The organism is Vibrio sp. B172a (genome assembly GCF_030248355.1).
GTDB lineage: Bacteria > Pseudomonadota > Gammaproteobacteria > Enterobacterales > Vibrionaceae > Vibrio > Vibrio owensii.
On record NZ_JAHGAC010000027.1, the window covers coordinates 220,107 to 236,435 of the forward strand.

The window sequence follows — 16,329 nt, forward strand, 5'->3', positions numbered from 1 at the left end:
AGTGCAGCGTTTTTTTGTGTTAATCTATCCAACTGATGGAACTCAATTAACTCCCTATGCAAAATTCTCAAGCCTTCTCTGATTCCCTCCCTAAACATATTGCCATCATTATGGACGGTAATGGTCGTTGGGCTAAGTCCAAAGGAAAACCTCGCGTATTCGGTCATAAAAAAGGCGTTAATGCCGTTCGTAAGACTGTCGCTGCTGCTTCTAAACTCGGTATTAAAGCCATGACGTTGTTCGCTTTCAGTAGTGAAAACTGGCGTCGTCCGGAGGAAGAAGTAGGTCTCCTAATGGAGCTGTTCATTTCCGTGCTTTCTAGCGAAGTGAAAAAGCTGCATAAAAACAATCTGCGTTTGCGCGTTATTGGTGATACCAGCCGCTTTAGTGAGCGACTGCAAGGCAAAATCATCGAAGCAGAAGCACTCACCGCTGGCAATACGGGCATGGTGATTAACATTGCGGCTAACTATGGCGGTAAATGGGACATCACAGAGGCGGCAAAAACGTTGGCGTTAAAAGCGCGTAACGGTGAAATCCGTGTAGAGGATATCAATGAGCAGTTAATTACCCAGCATTTAACGATGGCAGATCTCCCTGAAGTGGATCTTTTGATCCGTACGAGTGGTGAGTGTCGCATCAGTAACTTTATGCTGTGGCAAATGGCGTATGCTGAAATGTACTTTACTCCGGAGTACTGGCCAGAGTTTGATGAAGACAGCTTAGTAGAGGCTGTGACTTGGTTTATTAACCGAGAGCGTCGCTTTGGTTGTACTGGCGAGCAAGTAAAGGCATTGATGGCTGCTCAATAAGGACTAGTTAGTTTGAAACAGAGAATAATAACAGCACTAATTTTAGCTCCCCTTGTAATTTTAGGTATTTTTAAATTACCCCTAATTGGCTTCATTATCGCTTTGACTGCGATTACGCTATTAGGTTTTTGGGAGTGGACCCAGTTTACAGAAAGCAATTCACGCATCGCTGCGCTTGTACCAGCCGTTGTCGTAACCGGACTCAGTTTTCTATTCATCTCGCCAGATGCGGCAAGCCTTAACCAACTAGCAACTCCGCACTACACAGTGTTAGCGCTCGGTTTTGCATGGTGGATTATCGCAAGTGGGATGGCCATTACTTACCCTAAAACCACCAACCTGTGGCAAAACAGTAAAGCACTGCGTCATGTGTTTGGTTTTCTAACTTTGATCCCTTTCCTTTGGAGTGTGATCATCCTTAGAGCTTCCGATATTTCAGTAGATCCATACCACGGCGCAAAACTTGTGCTGTACGTTTGCTTCTTGGTATGGGCTGCAGACAGTGGCGCTTACTTTGCTGGTAAAAGCATGGGTAAACGTAAAATGGCGCCACATGTTAGTCCAAACAAGACTATCGAAGGTTTGATTGGCGGCATCATTGCAGCATTAATTGTTGGATGGTTGTTCGCAGGTTGGTTTGACATTCAATTTACCAGCCCAATTCACATGGTAATCATCACACTGATTACAGTTGTGATTTCTGTTCTTGGTGATCTAGTAGAAAGCATGTTCAAACGTGTTTCTGGCATCAAAGACAGCAGTAACATCATTCCAGGGCACGGCGGCATTCTCGACCGTATTGATAGCCTAACGGCTGCATTCCCAGTATTTGCTCTTCTTTACTACGTATTCTAATTTATCGGGAGCGGCGTCGTCGCTCCTGAGTTTTTCTAACGGTCTTACATCATGCAAAAGTTAACGATTCTTGGTGCAACAGGCTCAATCGGTGCAAGCACACTTAAAGTGGTTGAACAAAACCCTGAGCTGTTTTCTATCGTCGCATTGGCGGCAAGCACGAACGTTGAAAAGATGGTCGCACTTTGCCGTAAATGGCAACCTAAATACGCTGTAATGGCGGATAAAGCGGCGGCTGTGGCGCTTAAGTCAGAGTTGGCTTCAGTGTCTCCTCGTACAGAAGTGTTGGGTGGTGTTGATGCGCTTTGCCATGTGTCTGCCCTAGAAGAAGTCGACAGCGTGATGGCGGCTATCGTTGGTGCGGCAGGTCTGCTTCCAACCATGGCAGCGGTAAAAGCTGGCAAGCGTGTTCTCCTTGCTAACAAAGAAGCACTGGTGATGTCTGGGCAGCTGTTTATCGATGCAGTTGAAGAGCACGGCGCAGAGCTACTTCCTGTTGATAGCGAACACAACGCGATCTTCCAGTGTTTACCTCAACAAGTTCAAACCAACCTAGGTCGCTGTAACTTAGAAGAGCACGGCATTTCATCTATCCTGCTGACTGGATCTGGAGGTCCATTCCGCTACACCGATATCGCTGAGCTTGAGAGCGTTACTCCTGCACAGGCAATCGCTCACCCTAACTGGTCGATGGGACCTAAGATCTCGGTTGATTCCGCAACCATGATGAACAAAGGTCTTGAGTACATTGAAGCAAAATGGCTGTTTAATGCGGCTCGCGAACAGCTGAAAGTGATCATTCACCCTCAGTCTGTGATTCACTCAATGGTGCAATACCGAGACGGTTCAGTCTTAGCGCAAATGGGTGAACCAGATATGGCAACGCCGATTGCACTGACCATGTCTTACCCATCTCGTGTGAATGCTGGTGTAAAACCACTCGACTTTACTCAAGTGGGTGAGTTGACGTTCCTGCAACCCGACTTTGCGCGCTACCCGTGTTTGAAGCTGGCGGTCGATGCTTGTTACGAAGGTCAACATGCTACGACCGCTCTGAATGCAGCAAACGAAGTCGCTGTTGATGCTTTCTTGAATAACCGTCTTGGTTTCACTGATATCGCTCGCATCAATGAATCAGTTTTGAACAAAATCACTGCAAGCCATAAAAGTGAGAATGTGAATAGCTTGGAAAGCTTGATAGAGCTAGATAGAATGTCACGAACTATCGCCTTAGAATTTTTACGCGAGCGTAGCTAATGACTGGTATTTTGTGGAATTTGGTTTCTTTTATCGTTGCACTGGGCATCTTGGTGGCTGTGCACGAGTATGGTCACTTTTGGGTTGCGCGTCGTTGCGGTGTAAAAGTTGAAAAGTTTTCTATCGGTTTCGGTAAGTCTATTTGGAGAAAAGTAGGCAAAGACGGAACTGAGTACAGCATCTCGATGATTCCGCTAGGCGGTTACGTCAAGATGGTGGACAGCCGTGTTGATGACGTGCCTGAGCACGAAAAGCATTTGGCGTTTGACCAAAAGCCACTGTGGAAACGTACGTCGATCGTGGCGGCGGGTCCTATCTTTAATTTCCTGTTTGCTATTGTTGCTTACTGGTTGGTTTTCCTGATTGGAGTACCAGCAGTGAAGCCGGTAATTGGTGAAGTTACGCCCAATTCAATCATTGCAGAAGCAGGAATTGAATCAGGGATGGAACTAAAATCCATCTCAGGTATCAAAACTCCGGACTGGGAATCAGTCAACATGGGATTAGTTTCCCACATTGGTGATGATTCGATGACAGTAACGCTTTCTTCGGCTAATGAAGTAGGCTCGGAAGTCACGAAGACACTTGATATCCGTGATTGGAAATTTGATCCAGAAACACAATCTGCGATGCAATCGCTAGGCTTCAAACCGTACACTCCAGAGATTTATACGGAGTTGGCACAGGTGAGTGAAGGTGGTGCCGCTGAACAAGCAGGCCTACAAGCTGGCGATAAAATCATCGAGATTAATGGTGATAAGATTTCTAAGTGGGATGAAGTGGTTGAAGCCATTCGTTCTAACCCAGAAACGCCAATTGACCTGATGGTGTTACGTCAAGGTGAAGAGCAATCTTTCACATTGACTCCAGGTAGTCGTGAGCTAGCTAACAAAGAAACGGTTGGCTTCGCGGGTATCGCACCTGAAGTCGCAGAATGGCCAGAAAGTTATCGCTTCGAATTACAGTTTGGTGTATTCGAGTCTATTGGCAAAGCGATTGACAAAACTGGTCAAGTTATTGGACTTACAATCAGTATGCTTAAGAAACTGATTGTAGGTGACGTTGGTCTGAACAATTTGAGCGGACCAATATCTATTGCCAAAGGAGCAGGGGCGACCGCAGACTACGGTCTGGTCTACTTTTTAGGTTTTCTAGCACTAATTAGTGTTAACCTAGGTATTATTAACCTCGTTCCTTTACCAATGTTGGATGGTGGGCATCTGCTGTTTTTTGCAATTGAAGCAGTCATCCGACGCCCAGTACCTGAGAAAGTACAGGAAATGGGCTATCGAATTGGTGGTGCGATTATCTTCTCGCTCATGGCGTTAGCGCTATTTAATGATTTTACTCGTCTGTGATAGTTCAGAGACAAAAGCAGTAGCAAGGAATAATTAGAACAAGTATGGCGATTAAGCGAATTCTGTTTGCAAGTTTACTGGCGACCAGTGTATCTGCAAACGGAGCAGAGAACTTTGTAGTTCAAGATATTGAAATCGATGGATTGCAGCGTGTGGCACTGGGTGCAGCGTTGCTGAAAATGCCTGTACGTGTCGGTGATACCGTTGACCAGGGCGATGTTGCAGAGATCATTCGCGCATTGTACGCATCGGGTAACTTCGAAGATGTGAAAGTGCTGCGTAATGGTGATGTTCTGGTTGTTCAAGTGAAAGAGCGTCCAACTATTGCGAGCATCTCATTCTCAGGCAACAAAGCAATCAAGGACGAGCAGCTACAAGAAAACCTGAATGCTTCTGGCGTTCGTGAAGGTGAAGCGCTTGACCGCACCACGCTAAGCAACATCGAAAAAGGTTTGGAAGACTTTTACTACAGTGTTGGTAAATACAACGCGACCGTAAAAGCGGTTGTTACTCCATTGCCTCGTAACCGTTCTGACTTGAAATTCGTCTTCACCGAAGGTGTATCGGCGAAAATTCAGCAAATCAACTTTATCGGCAATGAAGTCTTTTCTGATGAAGACCTTCTTTCTCGTTTCAACCTAAACGTTGACGTGCCATGGTGGAACTTCCTAGCGGACGAAAAATACCAGAAGCAAGTTCTTGCTGGTGACATCGAAGCACTGAAGTCTTACTACCTAGACCGTGGTTACCTGAAATTTAACGTTGATTCGACACAAGTGGCGATTTCTCCTGACAAAAAAGGCGTATACATTACCCTTGGTCTTGAGGAAGGTGACGTGTACACCGTTAAGGACGTGAAATTCCGCGGCAACCTAATTGGTGAAGAAGCAACGTTTGAAAAGCTGGTTCCATTTGAAGACAACGAGACCTACAACGGCTCTCGCGTAACGTCAATGGAAGAAGGTATCAAGCGTGTGCTTGGTGAATCTGGCTATGCTTACCCACAAGTAAACACCATTCCTGAGTTCGACGATGAAAACAAACAAGTATCGCTTGTTGTGAACGTAGACCCAGGTAACCGTATTTACGTACGTGACATTCGCTTTACGGGTAACAACTCGACCAAAGACGAAGTACTGCGTCGTGAAATGCGTCAGATGGAAGGCAGCTGGCTAAACTCGAAATCAATCGAAACTGGTAAAACGCGTCTAAACCGTCTGGGCTACTTCGAAAACGTAGAAGTACAAACGGTACGAGTTCCTGGCAGCGACGACCAAGTTGACCTAGTTTACTCTGTTAAAGAAGCGAACTCGGGCAGCGTGAACTTCGGTGTCGGTTACGGTACTGAATCGGGCGTGAGCTTCCAGGTTGGCCTACAGCAAGACAACTTTATTGGTAGTGGTAACCGCGTTGGTATTAACGCGATGATGAACGACTACCAGAAAAACGTGAGCTTGGACTACCGTGACCCTTACTGGAACCTAGATGGTGTAAGTTTGGGTGGTAAGATCTTCTACGATGAGTTCGAAGCATCTGAAGCGGGTATCGTTGACTATACCAACCAAAGTTACGGCGCAAGTTTGACATGGGGTTTCCCATTCGACGAACTGAACCGCTTTGAGTTTGGTGTTGGCTACACCCACAATAAGATCGGTAACTTGTCTCCTTACCTACAGGTAGAACAGTTCCTACAGGCGCAAGAGGACAACATTGACTCTAGCGGCGCGTTGAACACAAATGACTTTGACTTCAACATCTCATGGACACGTAACAACCTAAACCGTGGCTACTTCCCGACAGCGGGTAACCACCAACGTGCATTCTATAAGATGACCGTACCTGGCTCTGACGTTCAATACTTCAAGATGCAGTATGATGTCCGTCAATACGTTCCACTGACTAAGAAGCATGAATTCACGCTCTTGTTCCGTGGTCGTCTAGGTTATGGTAACGGTTATGGTCAAACGGATGGCAACGATAACTTGTTCCCATTCTACGAAAACTACTACGCGGGTGGTTTTACAACACTACGTGGTTTCGGCTCGAATACCGTAGGTCCGAAAGCGGTTTATCGTGACTACTCAGGCTCGAACAACGGTGCAGATACTGCAACAGACGATTCTGTTGGTGGTAACGCGGTTGCGTTGGCAAGCCTTGAGTTGATTGTTCCAACACCATTTGCTTCTGACGAAGTTCGTAACCAAATTCGTACCAGTATCTTCTTCGATATGGCGAGTGTTTGGGATACGGAATTCGACTACCGTAGCTCAGGTGCGGAATACGGCGACCGTTACTACTACGATTACTCAGATCCAACCAACTACCGCTCATCTTACGGTGCGGCGTTGCAATGGATGTCTCCAATGGGGCCTCTAGTATTCTCGCTAGCGAAACCAATTAAGAAATATGATGGCGACGATGAAGAGTTCTTCACGTTCACTATCGGTAGAACCTTCTAAAGAGGAAAATATTTTGAATAAAATGATCAAAGCAGCTGGCCTAGGCCTTCTAGTACTTAGCTCTTCAATATTTGCTAACGCGGCTGAAGCTGCTCAGAAAATTGCTTATGTAAATACTGCTCAAGTTTTCCAAGCGCTTCCTCAACGCGAAGTAGTTCTACAAAAAATGCAGAAAGACTTTAAGAGCAAAGCAGATGAGCTGAAATCTATCCAAGCGCAAGCTAAGACTAAGATTGAAAAGCTACAACGTGATGGTGAGCTTCTAGGTCAAGACGAAGTTGAAAAACTACGTATCGACATCGCTAAACTAGACAGCGAGTACAAAGTGAAGGCACAAGCTCTAGAGAAAGCAAGTGCACGTCGCGAAGCTGAAGAGAAAGCGAAGCTATTCAAAACTATCCAAGACGCAGTGAAGAAAGTAGCAACTAAGAAAGGCTACGACATGGTAATCGACATCTCTTCACTTCAGTACGGTAAGCCAGAATACAACATCTCTGAAGACGTAATTAAAGCTCTAAAATAAGAAGTTATGAAGACATTAACATTAGCCGAGTTGGCGACAATTACCGGGGGTGAGCTATTTGGTGACGAGTCTCTCGTTGTAAGCCGCGTAGCTCCAATGGATAAAGCACAAGAAGGTGACATCACTTTCTTGTCTAACCCAAAATACGCAAAACACCTTTCTGAGTGCAAAGCGACAGTTGTGATGGTGAAAGCCGAACACAAAGACCAATGTGTGGGTAACGCATTAGTTGTGGCTGACCCTTATGTTGCATTCGCTCGTGTTGTTCAAGCAATGGACACCACGCCGAAGCCTGCTGATGAGATCGCACCAAGTGCCGTCATCGCAGCAGACGTGAAGATGGGTACTAACGTAACAATCGGTGCAAACGCAGTGATTGAAACGGGTGTTGAACTAGGCGACAACGTAAGCATCGGCGCTGGTTGCTTTATCGGTAAGAACGCAAAGCTAGGTAACAACACCAAGCTTTGGGCTAATGTGACTATCTATCATGAAGTATCAATGGGCGATGACTGTCTGGTTCAATCTGGCACAGTCATTGGCTCTGATGGTTTCGGCTACGCTAACGACAAAGGCGAGTGGATTAAGATCCCTCAACTTGGCTCAGTGCGTATTGGTAACCGCGTTGAGATTGGTGCATGTACTACGATTGACCGTGGTGCACTTGAAGACACCATTATCGAAGACAACGTAATTCTTGATAACCAGCTTCAAATCGCTCATAACGTGCAGATCGGATATGGTACCGTGATGCCAGGTGGTACTATTGTCGCTGGCAGTACCAAAATTGGTAAATACTGTCAGATCGGCGGCGCGTCGGTTCTTAACGGACATATCACGATTGCAGATGGTGTAGCTATCACCGGTATGGGCATGGTTATGCGCAGTATCGAAGAGAAAGGCTTGTATTCGTCAGGTATTCCACTGCAAACGAACCGAGAGTGGCGTAAAACGGCAACTCGAGTTCATCGCATTGACGATATGAACAAACGCCTGAAAGCTGTTGAGAAACAGCTGGAACCGAAAGAAGAATCTTAGTTCCATAATTCTGAACAAAGACTCGCGAAATGCGGGTCTTTTTCTTCTATAATGACGCGCTATAAGTAGATTTATCACCAAGCTGGTATACACTTTGCAGGCATTTCCTGATTAAGTGGCTTTTGCCGCTGCCTTGCCATCTTGGTTGTTGAGTATTGATATAGGAAGACGACTTTGACTACTGAAAAGAAAACGATGAACATCTCTGAAATTCAAGAGCTACTACCTCATCGCTACCCATTCTTATTGATCGACCGAGTGATTGACTTCCAAGAAGAGAAGTACCTTCACGCGATTAAAAACGTGTCGGTTAACGAACCTCAGTTCACAGGTCACTTTCCACAACTGCCAGTTTTCCCAGGTGTTCTTATTCTGGAAGCGATGGCGCAGGCGACAGGCTTACTTGCATTTAAATCATTTGGTGCGCCAACTGAAAACGAACTGTACTACTTTGCAAGTGTTGACGGTGCAAAATTCCGTAAACCAGTAGTACCAGGCGATCAAATGATTATTGAAGTAGAATTTTTGAAAGAGCGTCGCGGCATTGCTGCATTCAAAGGTGTAGCGAAGGTTGACGGCGAAGTAGTATGTTCAGCAGAGCTGAAGTGTGCTCGTCGAGAGTTTTAATATGATTCATGAAACCGCTAAAATCCACCCAGCTGCGGTGGTAGAAGAAGGCGCGAAAATTGGCGCTAACGTGACTGTTGGTCCATTCACTTACATCACCTCAACGGTAGAAATCGGTGAAGGTACTGAAGTGATGTCTCACGTAGTGATCAAAGGTCACACCACAATTGGTAAAGACAACCGCATTTTCCCACACGCTGTTATTGGTGAAGAAAACCAAGACAAGAAGTACGGTGGCGAAGATACAACAGTGGTTATCGGTGACCGCAACGTGATTCGTGAAGCGGTTCAGATTCACCGTGGTACGGTTCAAGACAAAGCAACAACAGTGATTGGTGATGACAACCTTCTTTGTGTTAATGCACACATCGCACACGACGTTATCGTTGGTAACCATACTCACATTGGTAACAATGCGATTCTTGGTGGTCACGTAACCGTTGATGACCATGCAGGTGTGATGGCGCTTTCTGCGATTCATCCGTTCTGTACGGTTGGCGCTTACGCATACGTTGGTGGCTGTTCTGCTGTTGTTCAAGACGTACCAGCATACGTACTTGCTCAAGGTAACCACGCAACACCATTTGGTTTGAACTTGGTTGGCTTGAAGCGTAACGGTTTCGAAAAACCAGAAATTCGTGCGCTACAAAAAGCGTACAAAGAAATCTACCGTTCAGGTAAGACTCTGGAAGAAGTGAAACCAATCCTAGCTGAAATGGCACAAGAGTGGCCGGCAGTGAAACGTTTCTCAGATATTCTGGAAACAACGGAACGTGGCATTATTCGTTAATCAACGAATGAGCGGTTAAATTGAAAAGATCGCGCCCAAATTGGGCTGCGGTCTTTTTGTGTTTTATGGATAACGGTTTGTAAGCTGCAGATTGTGCGGCTACTGCGGTTTATGTGTCTACATAGTTTAAAACGTTACCCATAGCGCACAGGAAAAATAGCGAAGTAGATATGGAAAGACCATTACGTATCGGCATCATTGCCGGAGAATTGTCTGGCGACACGCTAGGTGAAGGCTTTATCAAAGCAGTAAAGCAACAATACCCAGACGCAGAGTTTGTTGGTATTGGTGGCCCTAAGATGATCGCGCAAGGCTGTGAGTCTCTGTTCGATATGGAAGAACTTGCCGTAATGGGTCTAGTGGAAGTGCTAGGTCGCTTGCCACGACTACTGAAAGTCAAAGCGCAACTTGTGAAGTATTTCACCGAGAATCCACCAGATGTTTTCATCGGAATTGACGCTCCAGATTTTAACTTACGAGTTGAGCTAGACCTGAAAAATGCGGGCATCAAAACCGTGCATTACGTCAGTCCATCGGTTTGGGCTTGGCGTCAAAAGCGCATCTTCAATATTGAAGCCGCAACCAATCTGGTACTGGCATTCCTACCGTTTGAAAAAGCGTTCTACGACAAATTCAATGTACCTTGTGAATTCATTGGTCACACATTGGCAGATGCTATTCCACTGCAATCGGACAAAGCGCCTGCACGTGAACTGCTTGGTTTAGAACAAGATAAACAATGGCTAGCGGTACTTCCGGGTAGCCGTGGCAGCGAGCTAAAAATGCTCTCTCAACCGTTTATTGAAACCTGTAAAAAACTGCATCAGAAATTCCCAGATCTTGGTTTTGTTGTTGCCTTGGTGAATCAAAAACGCCGTGAACAATTTGAGCAAGCATGGAAAGAACACGCGCCAGAGCTTGATTTCAAGTTGGTGGACGATACAGCACGTAACGTGATTACTGCTTCTGATGCGGTGATGTTAGCCTCGGGCACCGTTGCACTTGAATGTATGTTGATTAAACGCCCAATGGTGGTGGGTTACCGTGTTAATGCTGTAACGGCATTCCTTGCTAAGCGACTATTGAAAACCAAATACGTGTCGCTGCCGAACATTTTGGCTGACACCGAACTTGTAAAAGAATACCTGCAAGAAGATTGCACGCCAGAAAACCTATTCAATGAAGTCTCTCGTTTATTAGAGAGCGACAACCGAGAAATGTTGGATAAGTTTACTGAAATGCATCATTGGATTCGCAAAGATGCGGATCAACAAGCCGCGAATGCGGTTCTAAAACTGATTAATAAATAGAGATTTACCATGGCTGTAAAACCAAAAACGACCAAAGCAAAAGTAGAACTACCACCGTTTGAATACCCGCAAGGCTATCAGCTGGTTGCAGGTGTCGATGAGGTAGGGCGTGGTCCTTTGGTGGGTGATGTTGTTACCGCAGCGGTCATCTTAGATCCAAACAATCCAATTGAAGGTTTGAACGATTCTAAAAAGCTGAGTGAGAAAAAACGCCTCGCATTGCTACCAGAAATCAAAGAGAAAGCCTTAGCATGGGCGGTAGGCCGTTGTTCTCCTGAAGAGATTGATGAACTCAACATCCTGCAAGCGACCATGGTTGCGATGCAACGTGCCATTGCTGGCTTGAAGGTCCAGCCAGATTTAGCGCTTATCGATGGTAATCGCTGCCCGCAGTTGCCAATGGATTCTCAAGCGGTGGTGAAGGGTGACTTGCGCGTAGCGGAAATCAGTGCGGCCTCTATCATTGCCAAAGTGGTTCGTGACCAAGAAATGGAAGAGTTGGATAAACAATATCCGCAATTTGGTTTTGCTAAGCACAAAGGGTATCCAACTAAAGCGCACTTTGAAGCGATTGAACAACATGGTGTGATCAGTGAACATCGTAAGAGCTTCAAGCCTGTGAAGAAAGCGCTCGGCATCGAAGAATAAAGCAAAGTAATAGAATGGGCGTATCGGTGTTATAAACCACGCCCGCTTTAGGTTAGAATCCCAATCAAGATATAGTTTTACGGTACCTGTTAATGTCAGATCCCAAGTTCATTCACCTAAGAATCCACAGTGATTTCTCTATGGTGGATGGTATCAACAAAGTTCCACCGCTCGTTAAGAAAGTCGCCGAACTCGGTATGCCTGCAATGGCGCTGACCGATTTCACTAACCTGTGTGGTTTGGTGAAATACTATGGCACCGCACACGGCAGTGGTGTGAAGCCAATCATCGGTGCAGACTTCAAAATGCAATCGGATGAGTTTGGTGAGGAGCTGACGCAATTAACGTTACTCGCAGCAAACAATGAAGGTTATAAAAACCTGACTTTGCTGATCTCAAAAGCTTACCTTCGTGGTCATGTACAACACCAACCAGTGCTCGACAAAGCTTGGTTGGCTGAACTATCAGAAGGTTTGATCGTTCTTTCAGGCGCGAAAAACGGTGAAATCGGTAAAGCATTGCTCAAAGGCAACCGCAAAGTTGTCGACAGTTGTGTCGAGTTTTACAACCAATACTTCCCAGACCGCTTCTACCTAGAATTGGTTCGTACTGGTCGTCCAGATGAAGAAACTTACCTGCACTTTGCGATTGAATTGGCAGAAGAGGTTGAGCTGCCAGTTGTCGCAACCAACGAAGTCGTTTTCATCAGTGAAGACTTGTTTGACGCTCATGAAATTCGCGTTGCGATCCACGATGGTTACACCTTAGAAGATCCACGTCGTCCAAAGAACTACAGCCCAGAACAATACCTGCGTACTGAAGAGGAAATGTGCGAGCTGTTTGCTGACATTCCGGAAGCGTTAGAAAACAGTGTTGAAATTGCCAAGCGTTGTAACGTGACAGTACGTCTTGGTGAATACTTCCTTCCAGCCTTCCCAACTGAAGGTATGGAAGAGACCGACTTCTTGGTCATGAAGTCTCGTGAAGGTCTGGAAGAGCGCCTAGAGTTCCTGTTCCCAGATGAGGAAGAGCGAAAACAGCGTCGTCCTGAATACGATGATCGTCTGCAAATCGAACTCGACGTAATCAACCAAATGGGATTCCCTGGTTACTTCTTGATCGTAATGGAGTTCATCCAGTGGTCGAAAGACAACGCGATTCCTGTAGGTCCGGGTCGTGGTTCAGGTGCGGGTTCCTTGGTGGCATACGCATTGAAGATCACCGACCTTGATCCATTGGAATACGACCTTCTATTCGAACGTTTCTTGAACCCAGAACGTGTCTCGATGCCCGATTTCGACGTCGACTTCTGTATGGATAAGCGTGACCAAGTAATTGATCACGTAGCGGAAATGTATGGCCGTGATGCGGTATCTCAGATCATCACTTTCGGTACCATGGCGGCGAAAGCGGTAATCCGCGACGTAGGACGTGTACTTGGCCACCCGTTTGGCTTCGTTGATCGTATTTCAAAACTGGTTCCGCCTGACCCGGGTATGACGCTGGAAAAAGCGTTCAAAGCTGAGCCTGCACTGCCAGAGTTGTATGACGCAGACGAAGAAGTGAAAGAGCTTATCGACATGTGTCGCCTCCTTGAAGGTTGTACACGTAACGCCGGTAAGCACGCAGGTGGTGTTGTAATCTCACCAACCACCATTACAGACTTCGCGCCGATTTATGCCGACTCTGAAGGTCATTTCCCGGTTACTCAGTTCGATAAGAACGACGTGGAAACCGCCGGCCTGGTTAAGTTTGACTTCTTGGGTCTGCGTACCCTAACCATCATTGACTGGGCGTTGGGTCTGATTAACCCGCGTCTAGAACGTGAAGGTAAAGCTCCTGTTCGCATCGAATCGATTCCACTGGATGATGCGGCGTCATTCCGTTTGCTGCAAAACTCAGAAACCACTGCGGTATTCCAGCTTGAATCGCGCGGTATGAAAGAGCTGATTAAACGTCTGCAACCGGACTGTTTTGAAGACATCATTGCATTGGTGGCACTGTTCCGCCCAGGGCCGCTTCAGTCGGGCATGGTAGATAACTTTATCGACCGTAAGCACGGTCGTGAGGCGATCTCTTATCCTGATGAAAAGTGGCAACACGAATCGCTTAAAGAGATTCTCGATCCGACTTACGGCATCATCCTGTATCAAGAACAGGTAATGCAGATTGCACAGGTGCTGTCTGGCTACACCCTAGGTGGTGCGGACATGCTTCGTCGTGCGATGGGTAAGAAAAAACCGGAAGAGATGGCGAAACAGCGTGCTACCTTCGAAGAGGGGGCAATTGCCAACGGCGTCGATGGCGAGTTGGCGATGAAGATCTTCGACTTGGTAGAGAAGTTCGCGGGTTACGGCTTTAACAAATCTCACTCGGCAGCCTACGCATTGGTTTCGTACCAAACGCTATGGCTGAAGATGCACTATCCAGCGGAGTTCATGGCAGCGGTAATGACCGCCGATATGGATAACACTGAGAAAGTGGTTGGCCTAGTAGACGAATGTTTCCGCATGAAGCTCACCGTGCTTCCGCCAGACATCAATGCCGGCTTGTATCGTTTTAACGTCGATGAGAATGGCGCGATTGTTTATGGCATCGGCGCGATCAAAGGGGTGGGTGAAGGTCCAATCGATGCAATCTTGGAAGCGCGCAACAAAGGCGGTCACTTCATCGACCTATTTGACTTCTGTGCGCGTATCGACCTGAAGAAGGTCAACAAGCGTGTAATCGAAAAGCTGATTTACGCAGGCGCACTCGACAGGCTAGGTCCACATCGTGCGGCATTGATGGCATCACTCAATGATGCGGTGAAAGCGGCAAGCCAACACCACCAAGCGGAAGCCTTTGGTCAAACTGACATGTTCGGTGTATTGACTGATGCGCCAGAAGAGGTGGAACACAAATATACTCAAGTGCCAGCGTGGCCAGAGAAAGTATGGTTAGAGGGTGAACGTGAGACGCTCGGTTTATATTTGACCGGACACCCAGTTAACGCATACATAAAGGAACTAAATAAGTACGTTAGTTGTCGACTAAAAGACGCAACCCCAACTCGTCGCGATCAATCCGTGACAGTGGCGGGTCTGGTTATTGCAGCTCGCGTGATGACAACCAAACGCGGTACGCGTATCGGTATCATGACTCTGGACGACCGAAGTGGTCGAATGGAGGTGATGTTGTTCTCGGATGCGCTTGATAGGTATGCAGAACTTCTCGAAAAAGATAAAATTCTGGTTGTTTCTGGACAGGTCAGCTTTGATGACTTCAACGGTGGCCTTAAAATGTCGGCGCGTGAAGTTATGGATCTGGGTACCGCACGTGAGAAATACGCACGTGGTTTGTCGGTATCTATTGATGCTAGCCAGATCAACGATAAATTCTTTGAGCAATTTACTCGTATTTTAGAACCGCACAAAGCCGGAACCGTACCTGTCAATGTATACTACCAGCGTGCCGACGCCAGAGCGCGGTTAACATTGGGCACCGAATGGCGAGTAACGCCAACAGATACATTACTAGACGATTTAAAACAGTTGCTTGGCAAAGGCCAAGTAGAACTCGAATTTAACTAAAAATTCAGCGCAATATGTAAGACGCTGAGTAAAAAAGGATTCATAGATGAGCCTAAACTTTCTTGAATTTGAAAAGCCAATTGCAGAGCTAGAAGCGAAAATCGAAGCGCTACGTGACGTATCTCGTCACGGTGGTGATTCTGCGGTTGACCTTGATAAAGAAATCGAACAGCTTGAGAAAAAGAGCCTAGAACTTAAGAAGAAAACCTTCAGTAATCTAGGTGCATGGGAAACAGCTCAACTGGCTCGTCACCCTTTACGTCCATACACGCTAGATTACATCAAGCACGCATTTGATGAATTTGATGAACTAGCGGGTGACCGTGCGTTTGCTGACGACAAAGCGATCGTTGGTGGTATTGCACGTCTTGAAGGTCGTCCAGTGATGATCATTGGTCACCAGAAGGGCCGTGAGACCAAAGAAAAAGTAAAACGTAACTTTGGTATGCCTAAACCAGAAGGTTACCGTAAAGCGCTACGTTTGATGGAAATGGCAGAACGTTTCAACATGCCTATCATCACTTTCATCGACACAGCAGGTGCATACCCAGGTGTTGGCGCGGAAGAGCGTGGCCAATCTGAAGCGATCGCGAAGAACCTAAAAGTGATGTCTGGTCTTAAAGTACCAGTAATCTGTAACGTTGTTGGCGAAGGCGGTTCAGGCGGTGCACTTGCAATCGGTGTAGGTGACTACGTGAACATGCTTCAGTACTCAACGTACTCAGTAATCTCTCCTGAAGGTTGTGCTTCAATCCTATGGCGTGATTCAGACAAAGCACCACAAGCAGCAGACGCGATGGGCCTAACCGCTCCACGTCTGAAAGAGCTTGAACTTATCGATGAAATCATCGAAGAGCCACTAGGCGGTGCACACCGTGACCACGTTCAAATGGCTGAAAACATGAAAGCAAACTTGCTTCGTCAGCTAGAAGACCTAGAACAACTGGATCACGAAACGCTACTTGAGCGTCGTTACCAGCGTCTAATGAACTACGGTTACTGCTAATTACAGCTGTCGCTAGGCGCTAGCTGAATTCTCGCAAGATTACAGATAAAATAGAAAGGGTTGGGCATGCGTCC

The 16,329-nt window shown here is 46.5% G+C and carries 13 protein-coding genes; all 13 read left to right on the forward strand.

Translation table 11 applies throughout. From position 1 onward, the window contains the following. The first annotated feature begins 56 nt into the window (after positions 1–56). The 13 genes from KIT90_RS22280 to accA all read left to right on the forward strand — a co-directional run bounded on the left by KIT90_RS22280 (position 57) and on the right by accA (position 16,255). Positions 57–812, forward strand: a complete 756-nt coding sequence (locus KIT90_RS22280; RefSeq protein ID WP_005436781.1) for an isoprenyl transferase — start codon at positions 57–59, stop codon at positions 810–812. A 12-nt stretch (positions 813–824) separates the two neighbouring features. Further along, complete coding sequence (locus tag KIT90_RS22285; RefSeq protein ID WP_005436782.1) at positions 825–1,667, forward strand: phosphatidate cytidylyltransferase; 843 nt, start codon at positions 825–827, stop codon at positions 1,665–1,667. 51 nt (positions 1,668–1,718) lie between these two features. Then, positions 1,719–2,924 (forward strand): 1-deoxy-D-xylulose-5-phosphate reductoisomerase, encoded by a 1,206-nt coding sequence (gene ispC, locus KIT90_RS22290; RefSeq protein ID WP_285378759.1) that lies wholly within the window; start codon positions 1,719–1,721, stop codon positions 2,922–2,924. Continuing rightward, on the forward strand, positions 2,924–4,282 hold the full coding sequence (gene rseP, locus KIT90_RS22295; RefSeq protein WP_270050074.1) for a sigma E protease regulator RseP: 1,359 nt from the start codon (positions 2,924–2,926) through the stop codon (positions 4,280–4,282). Before ispC ends, rseP begins: the two co-directional genes overlap by 1 nt. A gap of 44 nt (positions 4,283–4,326) precedes the next feature. Beyond that, positions 4,327–6,741, forward strand: a complete 2,415-nt coding sequence (gene bamA / locus KIT90_RS22300; RefSeq protein ID WP_009707420.1) for an outer membrane protein assembly factor BamA — start codon at positions 4,327–4,329, stop codon at positions 6,739–6,741. A 13-nt stretch (positions 6,742–6,754) separates the two neighbouring features. Further along, positions 6,755–7,264: an OmpH family outer membrane protein gene (locus tag KIT90_RS22305; protein ID WP_285378763.1), complete on the forward strand. Its 510-nt coding sequence runs from the start codon at positions 6,755–6,757 to the stop codon at positions 7,262–7,264. Positions 7,265–7,270: 6 nt separating this feature from the next. Further along, entirely contained in the window at positions 7,271–8,302 is a 1,032-nt protein-coding gene (gene lpxD, locus KIT90_RS22310; protein WP_180824718.1) for a UDP-3-O-(3-hydroxymyristoyl)glucosamine N-acyltransferase, read from the forward strand. A 174-nt stretch (positions 8,303–8,476) separates the two neighbouring features. Further along, the gene (gene fabZ / locus KIT90_RS22315) at positions 8,477–8,929 is read left to right on the forward strand and encodes a 3-hydroxyacyl-ACP dehydratase FabZ (RefSeq protein ID WP_009707417.1); all 453 of its coding nucleotides are present in this window, start codon (positions 8,477–8,479) and stop codon (positions 8,927–8,929) included. A 1-nt stretch (position 8,930) separates the two neighbouring features. Continuing rightward, a complete protein-coding gene (gene lpxA / locus KIT90_RS22320) occupies positions 8,931–9,719 on the forward strand; it encodes an acyl-ACP--UDP-N-acetylglucosamine O-acyltransferase (protein ID WP_009707416.1) in 789 nt (262 codons plus the stop codon). Positions 9,720–9,889: 170 nt separating this feature from the next. Further along, positions 9,890–11,029 (forward strand): lipid-A-disaccharide synthase, encoded by a 1,140-nt coding sequence (gene lpxB, locus KIT90_RS22325; protein ID WP_285378766.1) that lies wholly within the window; start codon positions 9,890–9,892, stop codon positions 11,027–11,029. 9 nt (positions 11,030–11,038) lie between these two features. Further along, positions 11,039–11,677 carry a ribonuclease HII gene (gene rnhB / locus KIT90_RS22330; protein WP_005430230.1) on the forward strand — a complete coding sequence of 213 codons (639 nt, stop codon included), beginning with the start codon at positions 11,039–11,041 and terminating at the stop codon, positions 11,675–11,677. Positions 11,678–11,769: 92 nt separating this feature from the next. Next, on the forward strand, positions 11,770–15,249 hold the full coding sequence (gene dnaE, locus KIT90_RS22335; protein ID WP_009707413.1) for a DNA polymerase III subunit alpha: 3,480 nt from the start codon (positions 11,770–11,772) through the stop codon (positions 15,247–15,249). 46 nt (positions 15,250–15,295) lie between these two features. Further along, positions 15,296–16,255, forward strand: a complete 960-nt coding sequence (gene accA, locus KIT90_RS22340) for an acetyl-CoA carboxylase carboxyl transferase subunit alpha (protein ID WP_005436807.1) — start codon at positions 15,296–15,298, stop codon at positions 16,253–16,255. The last annotated feature ends 74 nt before the right edge of the window (positions 16,256–16,329 follow it).